We start from the raw sequence: 19,352 nt of genomic DNA, 5'->3' as shown, positions 1-19,352 counted from the left end.
GATTCCGTCAAGCATTCATTACACTTTTTTTGAATTTATTTTCGACGAATCGAGAATGACGAGTCGTGGCGCGTACTTGCGCGAGCGACGCTTCCGACGCCTGGCCACGCGTCGCGTGTCGATGGCGGTGTCCGCGGGTTAACCTGTCCGTCCATACATACAGGGACAGGCATGCACGGCATCGTTTTCATCCAGGACCTGGCCACGGTGATGCTCGTCGCCGGCCTCACGACGGTGCTCTTCCAGCGCCTCAGGCAGCCGGTCGTGCTCGGTTACATCATCGCGGGGCTGATCGTCGGTCCGCATACGTTGCCGGTGATCTTCATCCACGACGAGGAGACGATCCGCACGCTGTCCGAGCTGGGCATGATCCTGCTGCTGTTCGCGCTCGGCCTCGAATTCAGCCTGAAGAAACTGCGTGCGGTGGGAGGCGCGGCGCTCGTCGCCGCGTTCGCGGAAATCGTGCTGATGGTATGGATCGGCTACGAGATGGGCCGCTTCTTCGGCTGGACGGCGATGGATTCGCTGTTCCTCGGCGCGATGCTGTCCATCTCGTCCACCACCATCATCATGAAGGCGCTGGAAGATCTCGGTCTCAAGCGCGAGCGCTTCGCGCAGCTGATGTTCGGCATCCTGATCGTCGAAGACGTGCTCGCGATCGTGCTCATGGCCTTGCTCACCGGTATCGCCGGCACGGGCGATCTCGAAGCGGGCGAGGCGTTCGCCGCCATCGGCCGCCTCGGCCTGTTCATGGCGGTGTCGCTGGTGGTGGGCCTGCTGCTGGTGCCTCGGGTGGTCGATTACATCGCGCGCGTCAGCCGCAACGACGTGCTGCTCGTCGCCGTGCTGGGCATCTGCTTCGGCTTTTGCCTGCTCGTCACCGAAATGGGTTACAGCGTGGCGCTGGGCGCCTTCATGATCGGCGCCATCGTGGCCGAATCCGAAAGCGTCGCGCGAATCGAGCGCATCGTGATGCCCGTCCGCGACATGTTCAGCGCGGTGTTCTTCGTCGCGATCGGCATGCTGATCGACCCGCGCCTGCTGGTGCAGTACGCGCTGCCGATCACCGTGGTGACGATCGCCGTCGTGGTCGGCAAGGTCGTCACCTGCAGTTTCGGCAGCTTCGTCGCGGGCAACGACGGACGCACGTCGTTGCGCGTCGGCATGGGCCTGGCGCAGATCGGCGAGTTCTCGTTCGTGATCGCCTCGCTGGGCCTGACACTGAAGGTGACCAGCGGCTTCCTCTACCCCGTGGCGGTGGCGGTTTCGGCGATCACCACCTTCCTCACTCCCTATCTGATCCGTTCGTCCGACCCGCTGGCGCGTTTCCTCGGGCGCGTGCTGCCGACGCGCGTCACGGGCGTATTCGGCGCCTATACGGAGTGGATGGGCAGCCTGGGCCTGCAGGGGCAGGGCGCGATCGTGATGAAGATGATCCGTCGCCTCGTCTGGCACGTCGTCATCAACACCGCGCTGGTCGTGGCCGTCTTCATCGGCATGGCGTTCGCGTACCGCCGCGGCTTCCTGCACCTGGACCTCTTCAGCGACGAGCCCGCGGTGCGGCGCACGCTGGCCTGGTCGCTCGCCGCGCTGCTCTCGCTGCCCATGGTGGTGGCGACGTACCGCAAGGCGGCGGCCCTGGGCATGCTGCTGGCGGAGCTCTCGATCCCCGATCGCTTCGGTGCGCGGACGTGGCAGATCCGCTCGGTTCTGGGCCGGATCATTCCCCTGGCCTCGATGCTGATCCTCGGCCTGCTGGTGGCGGCGCTGGCTTCCACGATCCTCCCGCCGCGGGAGGTGGCGCTGGTGCTGGTGCTCATCGGGATCGGGCTGACCTGGCTGCTCTGGCGGGTGCTGGTTCAGGTCCATGCCCGGCTGCAGGCGGCCATTCGGGACACCCTCGAGAAGCCCGGCCAGGATCCCCATGAGTGACGGGTTCCTCGATTTCACGAAAGGTTGATGAACTTTTGGTGTGAAACCCTGTCTCTCGCCACGTCATTGCAAGCAGGGCGCGAACCACCGCACAATGGCGTTTCCGCCTCCACAAGGAGGTGTACCGGCGGCGTCGCCGAATCTTTCCAAGAGAGGGAGTATCGAATGAAGCACTTTTTGCGTCCCACGATGACGGCCGTCGCCCTGGCGGTTGCGCTGGGTACGGCCGCGGGCGCATCCGCCCAGGCCGCCAAGCCGGCCGCCGCCCCCGCGGGCGCGGTCGATAAGCAGAAGGCCAGCTATGTCGTGGGTTGGGACCTTGCCAGCTCGCTTCCGCCGCTCGTGGCGAAGGAAGTCGACGCGGCCACGGTCGCCAAGGCGCTTCAGGCCGCCCTGTCGGGCCAGAAGCCGACCATGAGCGAAGCCGAAGCCAAGACCGTCCGCGAGGCCTTCGTGGCCCAGCTGAAGGTCAAGGCCGAGGCCGAGTACAACAAGGTCGCCGCCCAGAACAAGAGCGAAGGCGACGCCTTCCTGGCCAAGAACAAGTCGGCCGCCGGCGTGAAGACGACGGCTTCGGGCCTGCAGTACCAGGTCGTCCAGGCCGGTACCGGTCAGCGTCCGGGTCCGAACGACACGGTCACCATCAACTACACCGGCACGTTCGTGAACGGCGAGAAGTTCGACTCCTCGGCCGACCACCAGCCGGCCGGCCCGGCCCAGATTCCGCTCGCCGCGGTGATCCCGGGCTTCCGTGAAGGCCTGCAGCTGATGCAGACGGGTGGCAAGTACAAGCTGTTCATCCCGTCGAACATCGCCTACGGCGCCAAGCCGGAAAACGGCTTCCCGCCGAACGCGACGATCATCTTCGACGTCGAGCTGATCAAGACCGGTCCGACCCCGGCGGGTCAGGGTCCGGGCGCCGGCGCGGCGCCGCAGGGCGGCGGCAAGTAAGCCTCCCGCGACACGCGTTACATCCGCAGAAGGGCCGCGAGCGATCGCGGCCCTTCTTTTTTGGGTGGAGCGACCCGGCTCGACCCTTCGTCGACGCCACTTGCCGCGCATCCGCCACTACAATAGGCGGCTACGGACATGCCGGGAGCACCATGAAAGTCACCATCTTTGGAACCGGTTACGTCGGCCTCGTCACCGGCACCTGTCTGGCCGAAATGGGCAACCACGTGGTCTGCGTCGACGTGGACGCCGGCAAGGTCGAGCGCCTGAAGAACGGCGACGTGCCCATCTACGAGCCCGGCCTGGAGCCGATGGTCGTGCGTAACCACGCCGAGGGCCGACTGGACTTCACGACCGACGCCGCACCGGCGATCGCCCATGGCGACATCGTGTTCATCGCCGTCGGCACGCCGCCCGACGAGGACGGCAGCGCCGACCTCCAGTACGTGCTGGCCGTGGCGAAGACGATCGGCGACCACATCGACCGATACACCGTGGTGGTGAACAAATCGACCGTGCCGGTGGGCACCGCCGACCGCGTTCGCGAAGCGGTGGCTGCGCGCCTCGAAGCGCGTGGCGTGGACGTGCCGTTCGACATCGTCTCCAATCCTGAATTCCTCAAGGAAGGCGACGCGGTCGAGGACTGCATGCGTCCGGACCGCATCATCGTCGGCGCGTCGAGCCCGAAGGCGATCGGCCTGCTGCGCAAGCTGTACGCGCCGTTCAACCGCAACCACGATCGCATGGTGGTGATGGACGTGCGCTCGGCGGAGCTGACGAAGTACGCGGCGAACGCGATGCTCGCGACGAAGATCAGCTTCATGAACGAGATCGCCAACATCGCCGAGCACGTCGGCGCTGACGTCGAACTCGTGCGCCAGGGCATCGGCGCCGATCCACGCATCGGCTACCACTTCATCTACCCCGGTGCCGGCTACGGCGGGTCGTGCTTCCCGAAGGACGTCCAGGCGCTCGCGCGCACCGCGCATTCGGTAGGTTACGACGCACGGCTGCTCGACGCGGTGGAAGCGGTGAACGACGCGCAGAAGTCGCGCCTGTTCGCGCTGCTCTCGAAGCACTTCGGCGGCAAGCTCGCCGGCCGCACGATCGCCGTCTGGGGACTGGCCTTCAAGGCGAACACGGACGACATGCGCGAGGCCTCGAGCCGACGTCTCATGGAGCAGCTGTGGGACGCCGGTGCGAAGGTGCGCGCCTTCGATCCCGAGGCGGCGCACGAAACCCGTCGCATCTATGGCGACCGCGACGACCTCGTGCTCGTGGAGCGCCCGTACGACGCGCTCGAGGGCGCGGACGCCCTGGTGATCGTGACCGAGTGGAAAGCCTTCCGCAGCCCGGATTTCGCGCGCGTGAAGTCGATGCTCGGCACGCCCGTCATCTTCGACGGCCGCAACATCTACGATCCGGCGCTCGTCGAGGAAGCCGGCATCGCGTACTACGGCATCGGCCGCGGTCGCAGCCTCGCGGGGAGCGATCATGGGTGATGTCGAGGAACGCGTCACCGAACTCGAGGTGCGCCTCGCGTTCGTGGACGATACGGTCAACGGTCTTTCGTCGGCGGACGTGGAAATCGCGCGCCGGCTGGACCTGCTGGAACGAGCCGTGCGCGATCTGCGCTCGGACCTCGTGAACATGCGCGCGGGCCTCGGTGGCGACACCGCCAACGAGCCGCCGCCGCCGCACTACTGAAGCATTCGAACGAGCCTTACCGAACATGGCAGAGTCCCTGCGCGACCAGTTGTTGAAGAGCGGCCTCGTCAAGGAGATCCGCGAAGAGAAACGGACGTCCACGCCGCCGCGGCAGGGCGGTGGATCGTCGGCGAGCGGCCAGCCCTATGCGGGCAACCGGCCGAAGCAGGGCGGCAAGCCCCAGGGCGGTGGCGGAAATCGCCATGGCGGCCGGCCCGCGCAGCACGCGGGTAAGCCGGGCCAGGGCGGACAGCGTCCGCAGAAGCGCAACGATGGCGAGATAGATCTGGCGAAGGCCTATGCCATTCGTGCGCAGACCGACGCGAACGAACGCCGCAAGGCCGAGGCCGAAGCCGCCGAGCAGGCGAGGCTGCGCAAGGAGAAGAAGCGCAAGGTCGAGGAGCTGCTCAAGGGCAAGGCGCTCAACCTCGCCGAAGCCGACCAGGTGCGGCATTTTCCTTATGGCGACAAGATCCGTCGCGTCCACGTCGACGCGGCGCAGTTGGCGGCGATCAACGCGGGCGAACTGGGTGTCGTGCAACAGGGTGGCCGGTATCTCGTCGTGCAGAAGGCTGTGATCGACGAACTGCGCGGCATCGCGCCCGAGTTCATCGCGTTGCTGGTCGATCCGAACGCCGTGAGCGAATCGGACGATGGGGTGCCTGACGATCTGATGTGGTGACGCCGCGCGCTTCGGTCGTGCTCCCGTAGGAGCGCGCCCTGCGCGCGACATCTTTTCGCGAAGAGCGACAGGTCCTGTTGCTCAGGGCCCCAAAACATGTCGCGCGCAGGGCGCGCTCCTACGCGGCAGGCGCCGATCGCCGATCGCATCGGCGATGGGTGCTCGCCCCGGTTCGCGTTTCGTCAGGCGGCAGGCGCCGAAAGCTCGGGGTTCTCCCAGCCTTCCTTCTTCGCGAAGCGCGCGCCGTGCTTCTGCTCGAGTTTCGCCAGGCGTTCGCGCACGACGGCCACGCCCTCGGTTCGCACGTACTGGATCGGACCGCCGCGGAAGGGCGCGAAGCCCGTCCCGAAGATGACGCCCGCGTCGAGCAGGTCGGCGTCGTCGACCACGTTTTCCGCGAGGCAGGCGATCGCCTCGTTGACCATGGGCAGGATCATGCGATCCGTGATGTCCGCCGGCGGGACGTAATCCGGATCGACCTCGGGCTTCTCCGGCTTGCCGTCCTTCCACACGTAGAGGCCTTCGCCGTCCTTCTTGCCGCGCTTGTTCGCCGCGAGCTTCTCCTCAAGCCCCTGCGGGACCTCGAGGCCGAGGAACGGTGCGAGTTCCTTGCCCACCGAGGCGCACACGTCGAGGCCGACGGTGTCGGCCAGTTCGATCGGGCCCATCGGCATGCCGAACTTCTTCGCTTCGCGATCGAGCACGGGCCCCGGCACGCCTTCGTTGTACAGGCGCATCGCTTCCATCAGGTACGGCATGAGGATGCGGTTGACGAGGAAGCCGGGCGTGCCCTTCACCGGCACCGGGAGCTTGCCGATCGCCTTGCAGAAGGCCAGGGCGCGCTTCTCGATCGCCGGATCGAGCGCGTCGTGGCGCACGACTTCGACCAGCGGCATCTGCGCCACGGGGTTGAAGAAATGCAGGCCGAGGAAGCGCTGGGGCGCCTTCAGTCCCTGGCGCAGTTCGTCGAGCGGAATCGACGAGGTATTGCTGGCGAGGATCTCGTCCGCCTGGAACTGCGGTTCGATGGCCGCGTACAGGGCGTGCTTCGCTTCCGGATTCTCGAAGATGGCCTCGATCGCGAGATCGGCGTCGGCCACGCCCTTGCCTTCCACGTCCGCGCGCAGGCGCGCCACCGCGGCGTCGACCTTCGCCGGCGCCTTGAGCTTCTTCTCGAACAGCGTGCGGGCGCGCTTGATCGCGGGCTCGACGAAGCGGGCCTCGCGGTCCTGCAGCGTCACCTGGAATCCCTTCAGCGCCGACCAGGCCGCGATGTCGCCGCCCATGGTGCCGGCGCCGACGACGTGGACATGAGAAATGCCGTGGTCGGTGCCGCCGCCGAGGCCCTTCAGGCGCTCCTGCAGGAAGAAGATGCGGATGAGGTTGCGGGCGGTCGGCGTCGTGGCGAGCTTCGCCACCGACTTCGCCTCGAGCTTCAGGCGCTGCTGGATGGACGGGCCGCCGCGCGCCCATGTGTCGATGAGCGCGAATGGCGCCGGATAGTGCTCCCGGCGGACCTTGGCGGCCGTCTGCTTGCGCACCATCGGCGCGAGGATCGCGCGGGCCAGCAGCGTGTTGGTGGCCCAGCCCTTCGCGCGCTGCGCGAACGGGCGGGCGGCCGGCCGGCGCGCGAGGGCGCGTGCTTCGGCGAGCAGTTCGTCGGGGCGCGCGAGACGGTCGACCAGGCCGACCGCCTTCGCGCGGCGGGCATTGAACGCCTTGCCGGTCAGCATCGCCGGCAAGGCGTCCGGCGCACCGATCAGGCGCGGCAGGCGGGCGCTACCGCCCCAGCCTGGATGGATGCCGAGCATGACCTCGGGCAGGGCGATCTTCGTCGCGTCGTCGTCGGCGGCGATGCGCAGGCGGCAGGCGAGGGCGAGTTCGGTGCCGCCGCCCATGCAGGCGCCGTGGATGGCGGCGACGGTCGGGAAGGGCAGGCGGGCGAGGTTCTCGAAGACGCGCTGGCCGTTCTCGATGTTCTCGAGGACGGTGCCGGTCTGCGCGTATTCGACGAATTCGCGGATGTCCGCACCGACGGCGAAACCCATCGGCTTGGCGGAGTGGATGACCACGCCCTTCGGTCCTTCGATGGCCAGGCGCTCCACGAGCGTGTCCAGCTCGTCGAGCACCTCGCGCGACAGCGCGTTCGCGCTGGCGCCCTCGCGGTCGAGCGTGAGGACGACGATCCCGTCGTCGCCTTCGCTGGTCTTCCAGTGCTTGAATCGGAGTCCTTCGAACATGGCTGGTCGTGCGGTGGCGAATGAGCGCATCACCATACCGTTCCCCCGTGCCGAATGCGATACCCGCGCGTACGGTTCCGGCCGCCGGGGGTGTCTGGCGTACGCCCCCGTATTGGGCGGATACTGCCCGCCAGCCAAGCCGCGCGACCGCCCATGGATCACCACGTAGGAAACGACGTCTTCGACCGCATCCTGTCGGCGTCCGGGCCGCTGGTCGCCCTCAAGACAAGCGAACCGGCCGTCCTTGTCGAGCAGTTCCGGCTCGTCGCCCGGCGCACCGGCCAGGCCGCCTACCTGTGGCGCCATGGCGAAGGACTGGTAAGCCTGCGTGACGCCCAGATGCGGGTGCCCGGATGCCAGCGGCTGGGCGACGCGCTGCGCTACATCCTGCAGAGCCTGCACTTCGGCGTGTACCTGATCGACATGCCGCCGGGCGTGCCGAGCGCGACGGACGGTGCGCTTTTGCGGCAACTCTCGCGTACCCAGACGGGCCATGTGCGTCGCGTCGTCCTGCTTGGTGCCGGCCCCACGCTGCTGGCCACGTTCGAGAACGACGTCAGCGTCGTCGAGGCCGACTGGCAGGCCCGGGCGGCCGCGCCGCGCCTGCGCGACGGTCGTTGGGTCGTCTGATGGCGCCCGCGAACGGCCCGGACGGCGTCCTCATCTTCACGGCGCGGCGCGACGTGCGCCGCGCGGTTTTCGACGCGCTCGACATGGACGGCGACTTCGTCCTCCTCAGCGCGCGCGACGCGGCGCAGCTCGAGGCGCTGCTCGCCGACGCGCCGCCCCTGCATGTCGCGGTGATCGGCGCCGACGCCGGTCCGGACATGGCCCAGGGCCTTCGCATCCTCCGCGCGTCGCCGGCCTACGCGTCGCTGCCGCTGGTATACGTGGTCGACGACGTACCGGGCATCGCGCCGGATGACGCGATCGCGTGGTTGCGCCAGGGAGCGATCGGCGCGGAACTGGCGCAGCGAGTGCGCGCCGCGATCCGCATGCCGGCGACGCCTTCCGTGCCGGCGCCGCAGGACTGGCGCTTCGCCTTCGACGCGGGAGCCGCGTGGGTCGTGGCAACCACTCCCGACGGCTGCATCGTGGAAAGCGGCGCGGCGATGGAGCGGCTGTGCGCTGGCGATGGCCCGGTGCAGGGCAGGCTGCTTTCCGAATGCTTCATCCTCGCCAGCGGTGCCACGTGGCCCGTGCCCGATGGCGACGGCATGCCGTGCCGCGTGCGCCTGCGCGACGGTCGGGAGATCGTCGGCGAGATCGATGTCCGCCACCTCGCAGTGGCCGGTCGGCACCGGATCGCGGTGGCTTTCCGCGACCTGCGCGCCGTGGAAACGGCGGGTCGCGCGCTGTCGCTGCTCGCGGTGCTCGACGCGTGCCCCAGCGACGACGAGGGCCTCGGCGAGGCCGCGGCCATGCTTGCCGACGCACTGGAACTCGACGTCGTCGGCGTGTGGTCGGCGCTGCCGGAGAGCGACAGCGGTCCCGAGGTCGTCGCCAGGATATGGAACGGGGACGGCACGGTCTCGTGGCCCGCCGCGGACGACCTGCCGCTGCTGAAGCTCTGCCTCGGCGGCGAGGTGCTGCTGCGGCTTGGCGACGCCCACGACTCGCCGCCGGGCGATCCGTTGGTGGACTCACTCGGCCTGGCGTCCTATGCGTGGCTGCCGTTGCTGGACGAACGGCGCAGCGTCCTCGGCGCGCTTTTCGCGGGTCGGCGGCGCCCATCCGGCGACACCGCCGTGCTCGGCGCGGCGCTGCGCGCCGCGACCTCCCGTTTCGCGGCGGCGCTGGAACTGCGCCGGGCGCGCGAGCAGGGACGCGAACGCGGGCTCGTCGACGCGCTCACGGGCTTGCCGAACCGACTCCTGTTCAACGACCGGCTCGACACGACGATCCGCGAGGCCGCGCGCACCGGCGAGCTGTTCGCGACGCTGCTGGTGGATCTCGACCGGTTCAAGACGATCAACGAGACGCTCGGCCACGCGGTGGGCGACCAGGTGCTCACGTCGGTGGCGAAGCGCCTTCGCGCCAGCGTCCGTGCGTCCGACACGGTGGCGCGCTACGCGGGGGACGAGTTCACGCTGATCCTCCGCCACATCATCAAGCGCGACGACGTGCTGCGCATCGCCGAAAAGATCGTGCAGGCGATGGAGGTGCCCCTGGCGCTGGCCGACGGCTCGGAACTGCAGGCCACCGTGTCGGTCGGCATTTCGTTCTTTCCCGACGACGCGGTCGAGGGCGAGCTGCTGCTGCGCCACGCCGACGAGGCCATGTATGGCGCGAAGAGCCTGGGCCGGAACAACTACCAGGTGTACGCGGCCAACGTGGACACCGCGCAGCAGCAACAGGCCGAGCTGAAAGCGCGCCTGCGCCATGCGGTGCGCAACGACGAGCTGCGCGTCTTCTACCAGCCGCAGGTGGACGCGGGGAGCGAGGACATCGTCGGTATGGAGGCGCTGGTCCGCTGGGAGCATCCCGAACTCGGGATGATCAGCCCCGGGTTCTTCATCCCGCTGGCCGAGGCGAGTGGCCTGATCGTGCCGATCGGCGAATGGGTGCTCCGCACGGCCTGCTCCCAGGCGAAGGTCTGGGAAGACCGCTATGGCCTCGGATTGCGCCTGGGCGTGAACCTCTCCGCCGTGCAGCTCATGCAGCCGAACCTCGCGGCCGTGGTCGCCGGCGCGCTGCGCGATTCGGGACTGCAGGCGAGCCAGCTGGAGCTCGAGGTGACGGAAAGCATCAGCGTGAAGACCGTGCCGCACCTGGTCGAAACGCTCGACGCGCTGCATGCCATGGGCTGCCGCATCGCGATCGACGACTTCGGCACCGGGGCGGCGTCGCTGGATTACCTGCGCCGCCTCCCCGCCGACCGGATCAAGATCGACCAGAGCTTCGTGCGCAACATCGGCGTCGACCCCGACGATGAAGCCATCGTCCGCGCGACGATCGACATGGCCCATCGGCTCAAGCGCGGCGTGGTGGCCGAGGGCGTGGAGATCGAGCAGCACCTGCATTTCCTGCGCGCCAACGGCTGCGACGAGCTCCAGGGGTACCTGTTCTGTCGCCCGTTGCCGACCGCCGCGTTCGAGAAACTGCTGGGCGAGCGGGAGCGGCTGGTTTCCGAGGGTCAGGCCGTCCCCGCCTGACCCGAGCTTGAGGTCCGCCCGCATGCCCCGCATAGTCATAAGCGGCAGGACGATCGGCGGGCGCGGGTGAACTTGCGTCCGGCCCGCTTGTCTCAGCTGCGCCCGCGACTGGCCCCGTAAGAGTTGAGGAGACGGCCCGGATGGGCGAAAACGAATTGGATCAGGCACTTGTCGAGCGTGTGCAGCAAGGGGATCGCCGCGCGTTCGACCTGCTTGTCCGCAAGTACCAGCACAAGGTGGTCGCGCTGATCTCGCGCTACGTCCACGACTGGACGGAATGCGAGGACATCGCCCAGGAGGCCTTCGTGCGCGCCTGGCGCGCGCTGGGCTCGTTCCGCGGCGAAAGCGCCTTCTACACCTGGCTCTACAAGATCGCGGTGAACACCGCGAAGAACCACCTGGTGGCCATGGGCCGCCGTCCGCCCACCGGCGACATCGACATCGAAGATGCCGTTTACGTGCCTGGCGCCACCCGCATGCACGAGAGCGCCACCCCCGAGCGCGAAATGATGCGGGAGCAGGTGGAACAAACGGTGTTTTCCACTGTCCAATCCCTGCCCGAAGAACTTCGGGCCGCGATCACCCTGCGCGAAGTGGACGGCAAGAGCTACGAAGAGATCGCCGCCATCATGGATTGCCCCATCGGGACGGTCCGTTCGCGTATTTTCAGGGCTCGCGAAGCCATCGACCAGAAACTGCGGCCGCTGTTGTCCGACCGCGAGGACCACACCCCATGAGCGAAGCCAATCGGGAAATTCTCTCCGCCGGCATGGACGGCGAGTTGTCTCGGGAGGAAATCCGTTTCCTGCTGCGTCGTCTCGAGGCCGATCCGGTGCTCGCCGATACCTGGGAACGCCTCCACGTCGCACGCGACGGCCTGCGCCGGCAGGGCGCTCCGCTGGTGTCGGGCGACTTCGCCAGCCGCGTCATGGCGGCCATAGACGCCGAGCCCGCGGCTTCGGCGGCGCCGCGTCGTCGCTGGCTGCACTGGTCCGCGGGCGGCGCCATCGCCGCGAGCGTGGCCGTGGCGGCGCTGATGCTCGCGCAGCCGGCCGGTAACGGTTCGGTTCCCGCGGACGTCGCACAGCGTGCCGTCGCCGGTGGCGACACCGAAGTCGCGGAGGTGTCGGTTCCGGCCGCCGCGCCGGTCGCGCCGCAGTGGCTCACCGGCAGCAACGCGTCGCAGTTCACCCAGAAGGCCGCCTTCGACAGCAGCGGCGATGCGGGTGCGGCCTACCTGCCGCGCTCGACGCCGTATCAGATCCATCGCGCCCGGGCGGCGGCGTCCACGTCGGATGGCAACGGTTACATGCTGCTCATCCGTCCGGACGGCAGTCGCTATGTCCAGCCGGTCGCCGCGCCGCAGGCTCGCTGAGCCCTCCGCGTTTCGCGCGCCGGCGGCTCGCCGGTGCGATTTATCCCATTCGTAAATCCCCGTGCGGCGTAGGCCGCACGGGCAGCCATGTCCAGGTAAAAAGGAGGAAATCGATGGCTTTGTGGCATGCACGCGCACTGTTGGGCGGTGCGTTCGTCGTGGCGGCGGCCGGCGCGCAGGCGCAGTCGCTGCCGGACTTCACCGGCATCGTCGAAAAGAACGCGCCGGCGGTGGTCCACGTCGAAGCGAAGACGACGGGCGCGGCGCGCAAGGCGCGCGGTCCCGGCGGCGGTCAGGACGACCAGGAAGAACTGCTACGCCGCTTCTTCGGCATGCCCGGCATGCCCATGCAGCCGCGAGAGTCCACCTCGCTCGGCTCCGGCTTCATCATCTCGGCCGACGGCTACGTCCTCACGAACGATCACGTGGTCGACGATGCCGACGAGGTGAAGATCCGCCTGCAGGACCGCCGCACCTTCACCGCGAAAGTCGTCGGCAAGGATCCCCAGTACGACATCGCGCTGCTGAAGATCGACGGCTCGGCGCTGCCGACGGTGACCATCGGCGACTCGCGCGGCGTCAAGCGCGGCCAGTGGGCGCTCGCCATCGGCTCCCCGTTCGGCCTCGACGCCACGGTGACCCACGGCATCATCAGCGCCGTGGGACGCAACCTCGGCAGCGGCGACCAGCCCTACACCTCGTTCATCCAGACCGACGTGCCGATCAACCGCGGCAATTCCGGCGGCCCGCTGTTCAACCTGCAAGGCCAGGTCATCGGCGTGAACTCGCAGATCTACTCGACCTCGGGCGGTTACCAGGGCCTGTCGTTCTCCATTCCGATCGACGTGGCGATGAACGTCGTCCAGCAGATCAAGGAGAAGGGCTACGTGTCTCGCGGCATGCTCGGCGTCACGGTGCAGCCGGTCGACCAGTTCGTGAAGAACCTCGACCTGCCGGACGCGAACGGCGCCCTCGTGGCGCAGGTCACGCCCGGCAGCGGCGCCGACAAGGCGGGGCTGAAGCAGGGCGACGTCATCCTCTCGTTCAACGGCACGCCCGTGACCCAGTCGGCGGACCTGCCGCCGCTGGTCGGCATCACGAAGCCGGGCTCGATGGCGAAGGTCGAGCTCCTTCGCGATCACAAGAAGCAGACCGTCGACGTCAAGGTGGGCGAGCTGCCCCGGGACAAGAACGCCCTGGCCGCCGCGGCTGGCGGCGACGAGGCGACTCCCGGCGGATCCGCCGCCGCGCTGGGCATGTCGGTGCAGGACATCGACGCGTCGGCGCGTGCCGAGCTCGGGCTCAAGGCCGGGGAGGGCGTCGTCGTCAGCCGGATCACCGGCGGTGGCGCGGCGAGTGCCGGCCTGCAGGCGGGCGACGTCATCCTGATGGTCAACCAGAAGCGCGTGGGCACCTCCGCGGCCTTCCGCGACGCGGTCAAGGGCATCAAGCCGGGTGATACGGCCATGCTGCTGGTGCGCCGCGACGACTCGACCCGCTTCGTCGGCGTGACGGTCCCCAGCGACCGCTGATCGCCGTGGGCCGGCCGTCGCTCGGCGGCGGTCGGCCTTCCATGCGATAATCCCCCGATTCGCGCGGGCCAAATGAGCTTCGCGCGCGTCGTTCGCGCCGCGAGCGATGGTGAACGTGACCACGGCGCTCCATGGAACTCATCCGCAACTTCTCCATCATTGCCCATATCGACCACGGCAAGTCGACCCTGGCCGACCGCATCATCCAGCTTTGCGGCGGCTTGTCCGAGCGCGAAATGGAAGCGCAGGTCCTCGACAACAACCCGATCGAGCGCGAGCGCGGCATCACGATCAAGGCCCAGTCCGTGTCGCTGCCGTACAAGGCGCGCGACGGGAAGACCTACCAGCTGAACTTCATCGACACGCCGGGACACGTCGACTTCTCGTACGAGGTCAGCCGCTCTCTCTCCGCGTGCGAAGGCGCGCTGCTCGTGGTCGACGCGGCGCAGGGCGTCGAGGCGCAGTCGGTCGCCAACTGCTACACGGCGATCGAGCAGGGCCTCGAAGTCATTCCCGTGCTGAACAAGATCGACCTGCCCACCGCCGACATCGACAAGGCCAAGGCCGAGATCGAGGCCGTGATCGGTCTGGACGCGAGCGATGCGATTCCCGTCAGCGCCAAGACCGGCCAGAACGTGGTCGAGGTGCTGGAAGCCATCATCCATCGCATTCCGCCGCCCAAGCCGCGCGACACCGACAAGCTGCAGGCGCTGATCATCGATTCGTGGTTCGACAACTACCTCGGCGTGGTGTCGCTCGTGCGCGTCATGCAGGGCGAGATCCGTCCGGGCGACAAGATCCTGGTGATGTCGACGGGCCGCACGCACCTGGTGGACGACGTCGGCGTGTTCACGCCCAAGCGCAAGAAGCTCGACAAGCTTTCGGCGGGCGAGGTGGGCTGGATCAACGCGTCCATCAAGGACGTCCACGGCGCTCCGGTCGGCGACACCCTGACCCACGCCGGCAAGCCGGCGGAAGAACCGCTGCCGGGCTTCCAGACGATGCAGCCGCGCGTCTTCGCGGGTCTGTTCCCGGTTTCGGCCGACGATTACCCGGCGCTGCGCGAGGCCCTCGACAAGCTGCGTCTGAACGACGCGGCCATGTTCTTCGAGCCGGAGAGCTCCGAGGCGATGGGCTTCGGCTTCCGCTGCGGCTTCCTCGGCATGCTGCACATGGAGATCGTGCAGGAGCGCCTCGAGCGCGAGTACGACCTCGACCTCATCACCACCGCCCCGACCGTCGTGTACGAGGTCGTGAAGACGGACGGCACGATCATCCAGATGGACAACCCGGCCAAGCTGCCTCCACCGCAGCAGATCGCGGAGATCCGCGAGCCGGTCATCGTGGCCAACATCCTCACGCCGTCGGACTACGTCGGCAACGTGATCAAGCTGTGCGAGGAAAAGCGCGGCGTGCAGCGGTCGATCCAGTACCTCGCCACGCAGGTGCAGGTGACCTACGAGCTGCCGCTGGCGGAGGTGGTGCTCGACTTCTTCGATCGCCTGAAGTCGGTGTCGCGTGGCTACGCATCCATGGACTACCACCTCGACCGCTTCGACGCCGGTCCGTTCGTCCGCGTGGACGTCCTGATCAACGGCGATCGCGTCGACGCCCTGAGCCTGATCGTGCACCGCTCGCATGCCGAACGGCGCGGCCGCGAGCTCGTGGAGCGGATGAAGGACCTCATCCCGCGCCAGCAGTTCGACGTGGCGATCCAGGCCGCCATCGGCGCCGCCATCATCGCGCGCTCGACCGTGAAGGCGCTGCGCAAGAACGTGCTGGCCAAGTGCTACGGCGGCGACGTCTCGCGCAAGAAGAAGCTGCTGGAGAAGCAGAAGGAAGGCAAGAAGCGCATGAAGCAGGTCGGCAGCGTGGAAATCCCGCAGGAAGCCTTCCTCGCCGTGCTCAAGGTCGACAAGTAAACCCGGCCACGGTCGTGGCATGACGTTTCACCCATGGATTCCCGGCGCCGGATGCGCCGGAATGGGCCCTAAGGGCCCCTCACTACTGATGGAGTTGGTATGGCGGCATTTGATTTCTCGGCGATCCTTCTCGGCCTGACGGTCCTCTTCGGCGTCGTCTGGCTGTTCGATCGCCTGTTCCTCGCGAAGGCGCGCCGCGCCCGGTCGGAAGCGGCCGGCACCGAGCAGCCCGAGCCGTGGCCGGTCGACTGGGCCCGTTCGCTGTTCCCGGTGATCCTCGTCGTGCTCATCCTGCGCTCGTTCGTCGCGGAGCCGTTCCGGATCCCGTCGGGCTCGATGATGCCCACGCTCGACGTCGGCGATTTCATCCTGGTCAACAAGTTCGCCTATGGCCTGCGCATGCCGGCCTTCAACAACAAGCTGCTCGCCAATGGCGAACCGCGCCGCGGCGACGTGGTCGTGTTCCGCTTTCCGGGCTACCTGTGCAAGGACGAAAACGGCAAAACGGTCCGCAGCGGCGACCTGACCTGCCAGGATCCGAACGCGCCGGTGCCCAGCGAGAACTGGATCAAGCGCGTCATCGGCCTTCCCGGTGATCGCATCGAGACCCGGGGCAGCGAGCTGTACATCAACGGCGAGCGCGTCACGGCCGACGAGATCGGCCCGTTCAAGGGCAGCATGAGCCGTCCCGAGGACCGTCTGCTCATGACCTTCGGCTCGAAGCTCTACACGGAACACCTGGGCAGCATCAACCACACGATCGCGCTCACGCCGGCCTACAACATGCCGCTGGACATCCCCAACGCGATGGTCCCCTCGGAAGTGCCGAAGGGCTGCTACATCGTGATGGGCGACAACCGCATGAACAGCACGGACAGCCGCTGGTGGGGCTGCATGCCGGAGCAGAACCTGGTCGGCAAGGCGTTCTTCGTCTGGCTCGCCTGGCGCGGCCCGGGCAACGGCTGGCTCGATTTCTCGAAGATGGGCCGGGTCATCCATTGATGTCGTGGTGCGTCCGTGACGCCCTGGGCGTTGCGGATGCCTCCGGACAAGGTAATCTCCGCTGCGGGGCGCACAGGGCGCCCCGTACGCATTCCACGTCTTGCACAGGGGGCCGCCACGGCGGCGGGACACGATCATGAAATCCAGGCAATCGGGCATCACCCTCATCGGCTTCGTCATCGTGCTGCTCGTGCTCGGCTTCTTCGCCTTCATGGCCATGAAGCTCGTGCCTTCCTATATCGAGTACTTCGGCGTGAAGAAGGCCATGTCGCAGGTCGCGACGAGCGGCAGCGCGCAGGACCTCGACAGCATCCGTCGCGATCTCATCTTCAAGATGGGCTTCCAGTACGTGGACGATGCGACGATCCAGCCCAAGGACATCACGCTGGACCGCGCCGGCAACGGCGCCACGCTGAAGATCGCCTACGACAAGAAGATCCCCTTCCTCTACAACATCGACTTCCTCCTGCACTTCTCCAACGCGGTGCAGTTGAGGAATGCGCCCATGTAACGAGACATCGTGCCGTTTCCTCATTCCTTCCGTAACCCGGACCTGGCCCAGCTGGCGCTGACTCATCGCAGCGCCGGGAAGCCGAACAACGAGCGCCTGGAGTTCCTCGGCGATGCCCTGCTGGGCGCCACGGTCGCGGAGCTGCTCTTCGAGGCGCACCCGAAGGCGAGCGAAGGCGAACTCTCCCGGCTCCGCGCGCAGCTCGTGAACGGGCAGGCGCTCGCGGTGATCGCCCGGGAGCTCGAACTCGGCGATCAGCTGAAGCTCGGCCCGGGCGAGCTGAAGAGCGGCGGTTTCCGTCGCGATTCCATCCTCGCCGACGCCTTCGAGGCCCTGGTGGCCGCGGTCTACCTGGACGACGGCTACGACGCCTGCCGCCAGGTCGTGCGCAGGTTGTTCACGCCCCGCGTGGCAGAAATCAAGCGTTCCAGCAAGGACGCCAAGACGCGCCTGCAGGAATGGTTGCAGGGCAGGGGCATGCCCTTGCCCGTTTACGAACTCATCGACAGCTACGGCGAAGATCACGAGAAGATCTTCGACGTGAGCTGCGCCATCGAGGAGCCGGAGCCGATCCGCGTCGAAGGACGCGGGGGCAGCCGGCGCTCAGCCGAGCAGGACGCAGCCGAAGCGGTGCTTCGCCGTCTGCTGGAAGAAAAGACATGAACGACATCGATACCCCCGAAAACGACACCCTGGTCGACGACGACTTCCGCTGCGGTTACGTGGCGCTGACCGGCCGCCCGAACGTCGGCAAGTCGACGCTGCTCAACGCCCTCATCGGCGTGCGACTGAGCATCGTCAGCCACCGTCCGCAGACCACCCGCCACCGGATCCTCGGCATCTCGAGCAAGCCCGAGGGCCAGATCCTCTACGTCGACACGCCGGGCCTGCACCGTGGCGGCAAGCGCGCGATGAACCGCAGCCTCAACCGCGCCGCGCGGGCGGCGATCACCGAAGTGGACCTCGCGGTCCAGGTGATCGAAGCCGGCCGCTGGACGGACGAGGACATGGCGATGTACGCGGCCCTGTCCGAGCAGAAGGACATGCCGAAGCTGCTCGCGATCAACAAGGTCGACCTGCAGAAGGACAAGGCGGCCATGCTGCCGTTCGTCGCGGACCTGATGCAGAAGCATCCGTTCGACGACGTCTATTACGTCAGCGCGCTGAAGTCGAAGGGGCTGGCGGGGCTCGAGAAGGGCATCCTGAAGCGCCTGCCGGAGCAGCCGGCGATCTACGGCGAAGACGAGATCACCGATCGCAGCGAGCGCTTCCTCGCGGCGGAGATGGTGCGCGAGCAGCTGATGCTGCGTCTCGACCAGGAGCTTCCGTACGCCACCACCGTCGAGATCGAGCGCTTCGAGGATCGCCCCGACGGCATCGCCGAGGTCCATGCCGTGATCTGGGTGGAGCGCGACGGCCAGAAGGCCATCGTCATCGGCGACGGCGGCGCGCAGCTCAAGGCCATCGGCACGTCCGCCCGCAAGCAGATGGAGCACCTGTTCGAACGCAAGGTGTTCCTCAAGCTCTGGGTGAAGGTGCGCGAAGGCTGGGCCGACGACGAGAACCTGCTCAAGCGCTTCGGCTACGAGTAAGCCCTCCGGGCGCCGTTGCCGATGCGCGTCGAACAGCAGCCCGCGTTCGTCCTGCACGCCCGGCCGTACCGGGAGACGTCGCTGCTCGTCGAATGCCTCACGCCGGATCTCGGCCGGATCGGCGTGGTCGCGCGTGGCGTGCGCAACGAACGCGCGCGCCTGCAGCGGGCCCAGCTCGAACCGTTCCAGCGTCTGGCGATGGACCTGATCACGAAGGGCGAACTGGCGACGCTGCGCGGCGCGGAGCCGTCGGGCGCGGTGATGCGACTCACCGGCGACGCCGGGCTGGCCGGCCTCTACCTCAACGAGCTGGTCGTGCGCCTGACCGGTCGCCAGGATCCGAACCCCGAACTCTTCGCCCTTTACGAGCGAACGCTGCGCCGGATGGCGGCCAGCGAGCCTCTGGCATGGACGCTGCGCCGGTTCGAGCGCGACATGCTCGATTCGCTGGGTTACGCGTTGCAGCTCGACGTCGACGCGTCGTCCGGCGAAGCGGTCGATCCGGCAGCTGCGTATTTCTACGATCCCGAATCCGGCGTCATGCCCGGACGCATGGGCGATCCGCACGCGATCCGTGGCGCCGACCTGCTGGCACTCGCCGCCGATGAAGCGCCGGATACGGCCGGCCTCGCATCGCTGCGGCGGATGATGCGCCAGGTGATCGCGTTCCATCTCGGCGGCGGCGAACTACGCGCCTGGCGCGTGTTGCGCTGAGGCGGCCCTTGCCGCGACGCCGTTGGGGCCGTGAGCC

Annotated in this window: 17 protein-coding genes; 16 read left to right on the top strand and 1 reads right to left on the bottom strand. The window is 67.8% G+C overall.

From position 1 onward, the window contains the following. Positions 1 to 171 precede the first annotated feature (171 nt). From BMY69_RS08855 to BMY69_RS08835, 5 genes are all read left to right on the top strand, one after another. Positions 172 to 1,932 (top strand): cation:proton antiporter, encoded by a 1,761-nt coding sequence (locus BMY69_RS08855; protein WP_090177267.1) that lies wholly within the window; start codon positions 172 to 174, stop codon positions 1,930 to 1,932. 165 nt (positions 1,933 to 2,097) lie between these two features. Next, positions 2,098 to 2,883, top strand: a complete 786-nt coding sequence (locus BMY69_RS08850) for an FKBP-type peptidyl-prolyl cis-trans isomerase (protein WP_090177264.1) — start codon at positions 2,098 to 2,100, stop codon at positions 2,881 to 2,883. Positions 2,884 to 3,035: 152 nt separating this feature from the next. Then, positions 3,036 to 4,385, top strand: coding sequence for a UDP-glucose dehydrogenase family protein (locus BMY69_RS08845; RefSeq protein ID WP_090177262.1), 1,350 nt, complete (start codon positions 3,036 to 3,038; stop codon positions 4,383 to 4,385). Beyond that, positions 4,378 to 4,590, top strand: coding sequence for a SlyX family protein (locus tag BMY69_RS08840; protein ID WP_090053903.1), 213 nt, complete (start codon positions 4,378 to 4,380; stop codon positions 4,588 to 4,590). The genes BMY69_RS08845 and BMY69_RS08840 overlap by 8 nt, the downstream gene beginning before the upstream one ends. A 25-nt stretch (positions 4,591 to 4,615) precedes the next feature. After that, positions 4,616 to 5,272, top strand: coding sequence for a DUF2058 family protein (locus tag BMY69_RS08835; RefSeq protein ID WP_090177259.1), 657 nt, complete (start codon positions 4,616 to 4,618; stop codon positions 5,270 to 5,272). 182 nt (positions 5,273 to 5,454) lie between these two features. On the opposite strand, the gene BMY69_RS08830 is transcribed toward BMY69_RS08835, so the two are convergent. Then, the gene (locus tag BMY69_RS08830) at positions 5,455 to 7,512 is read right to left on the bottom strand and encodes a 3-hydroxyacyl-CoA dehydrogenase NAD-binding domain-containing protein (protein ID WP_090177257.1); all 2,058 of its coding nucleotides are present in this window, start codon (positions 7,510 to 7,512) and stop codon (positions 5,455 to 5,457) included. Positions 7,513 to 7,665: 153 nt separating this feature from the next. Here BMY69_RS08830 and BMY69_RS08825 point away from each other — a divergent pair, with 153 nt between their 5' ends. The 11 genes from BMY69_RS08825 (at position 7,666) to recO (ending at position 19,315) form a co-directional block, all read left to right on the top strand. Next, complete coding sequence (locus BMY69_RS08825) at positions 7,666 to 8,142, top strand: hypothetical protein (protein ID WP_090177255.1); 477 nt, start codon at positions 7,666 to 7,668, stop codon at positions 8,140 to 8,142. Further along, positions 8,142 to 10,667, top strand: coding sequence for a putative bifunctional diguanylate cyclase/phosphodiesterase (locus BMY69_RS08820; protein ID WP_090177252.1), 2,526 nt, complete (start codon positions 8,142 to 8,144; stop codon positions 10,665 to 10,667). Before BMY69_RS08825 ends, BMY69_RS08820 begins: the two co-directional genes overlap by 1 nt. A gap of 140 nt (positions 10,668 to 10,807) precedes the next feature. Beyond that, complete coding sequence (gene rpoE, locus BMY69_RS08815) at positions 10,808 to 11,404, top strand: RNA polymerase sigma factor RpoE (RefSeq protein ID WP_090053892.1); 597 nt, start codon at positions 10,808 to 10,810, stop codon at positions 11,402 to 11,404. Continuing rightward, entirely contained in the window at positions 11,401 to 12,042 is a 642-nt protein-coding gene (locus BMY69_RS08810; RefSeq protein ID WP_090177249.1) for a sigma-E factor negative regulatory protein, read from the top strand. Before rpoE ends, BMY69_RS08810 begins: the two co-directional genes overlap by 4 nt. A gap of 113 nt (positions 12,043 to 12,155) precedes the next feature. Then, complete coding sequence (locus tag BMY69_RS08805) at positions 12,156 to 13,574, top strand: DegQ family serine endoprotease (protein ID WP_090177246.1); 1,419 nt, start codon at positions 12,156 to 12,158, stop codon at positions 13,572 to 13,574. Positions 13,575 to 13,705: 131 nt separating this feature from the next. Beyond that, complete coding sequence (gene lepA, locus BMY69_RS08800) at positions 13,706 to 15,496, top strand: translation elongation factor 4 (protein ID WP_090177244.1); 1,791 nt, start codon at positions 13,706 to 13,708, stop codon at positions 15,494 to 15,496. 99 nt (positions 15,497 to 15,595) lie between these two features. Next, positions 15,596 to 16,498: a signal peptidase I gene (gene lepB / locus BMY69_RS08795; protein ID WP_090053885.1), complete on the top strand. Its 903-nt coding sequence runs from the start codon at positions 15,596 to 15,598 to the stop codon at positions 16,496 to 16,498. A 136-nt stretch (positions 16,499 to 16,634) separates the two neighbouring features. Then, positions 16,635 to 17,009: a DUF4845 domain-containing protein gene (locus tag BMY69_RS08790; RefSeq protein WP_090053883.1), complete on the top strand. Its 375-nt coding sequence runs from the start codon at positions 16,635 to 16,637 to the stop codon at positions 17,007 to 17,009. Between the two features lie 9 nt (positions 17,010 to 17,018). Further along, positions 17,019 to 17,672, top strand: coding sequence for a ribonuclease III (rnc, locus tag BMY69_RS08785; protein WP_090053882.1), 654 nt, complete (start codon positions 17,019 to 17,021; stop codon positions 17,670 to 17,672). After that, positions 17,669 to 18,601: a GTPase Era gene (gene era / locus BMY69_RS08780; RefSeq protein ID WP_090053880.1), complete on the top strand. Its 933-nt coding sequence runs from the start codon at positions 17,669 to 17,671 to the stop codon at positions 18,599 to 18,601. Before rnc ends, era begins: the two co-directional genes overlap by 4 nt. Before the next feature lie 21 nt (positions 18,602 to 18,622). After that, positions 18,623 to 19,315: a DNA repair protein RecO gene (recO, locus tag BMY69_RS08775; RefSeq protein ID WP_090177242.1), complete on the top strand. Its 693-nt coding sequence runs from the start codon at positions 18,623 to 18,625 to the stop codon at positions 19,313 to 19,315. Positions 19,316 to 19,352 lie beyond the last annotated feature (37 nt).

The organism is Luteibacter sp. UNC138MFCol5.1 (assembly GCF_900110505.1).
Classification (GTDB): domain Bacteria; phylum Pseudomonadota; class Gammaproteobacteria; order Xanthomonadales; family Rhodanobacteraceae; genus Luteibacter.
The sequence above is the reverse complement of the archived record's forward strand: the minus strand, read 5'-3'. Positions and strand labels throughout refer to the sequence as shown.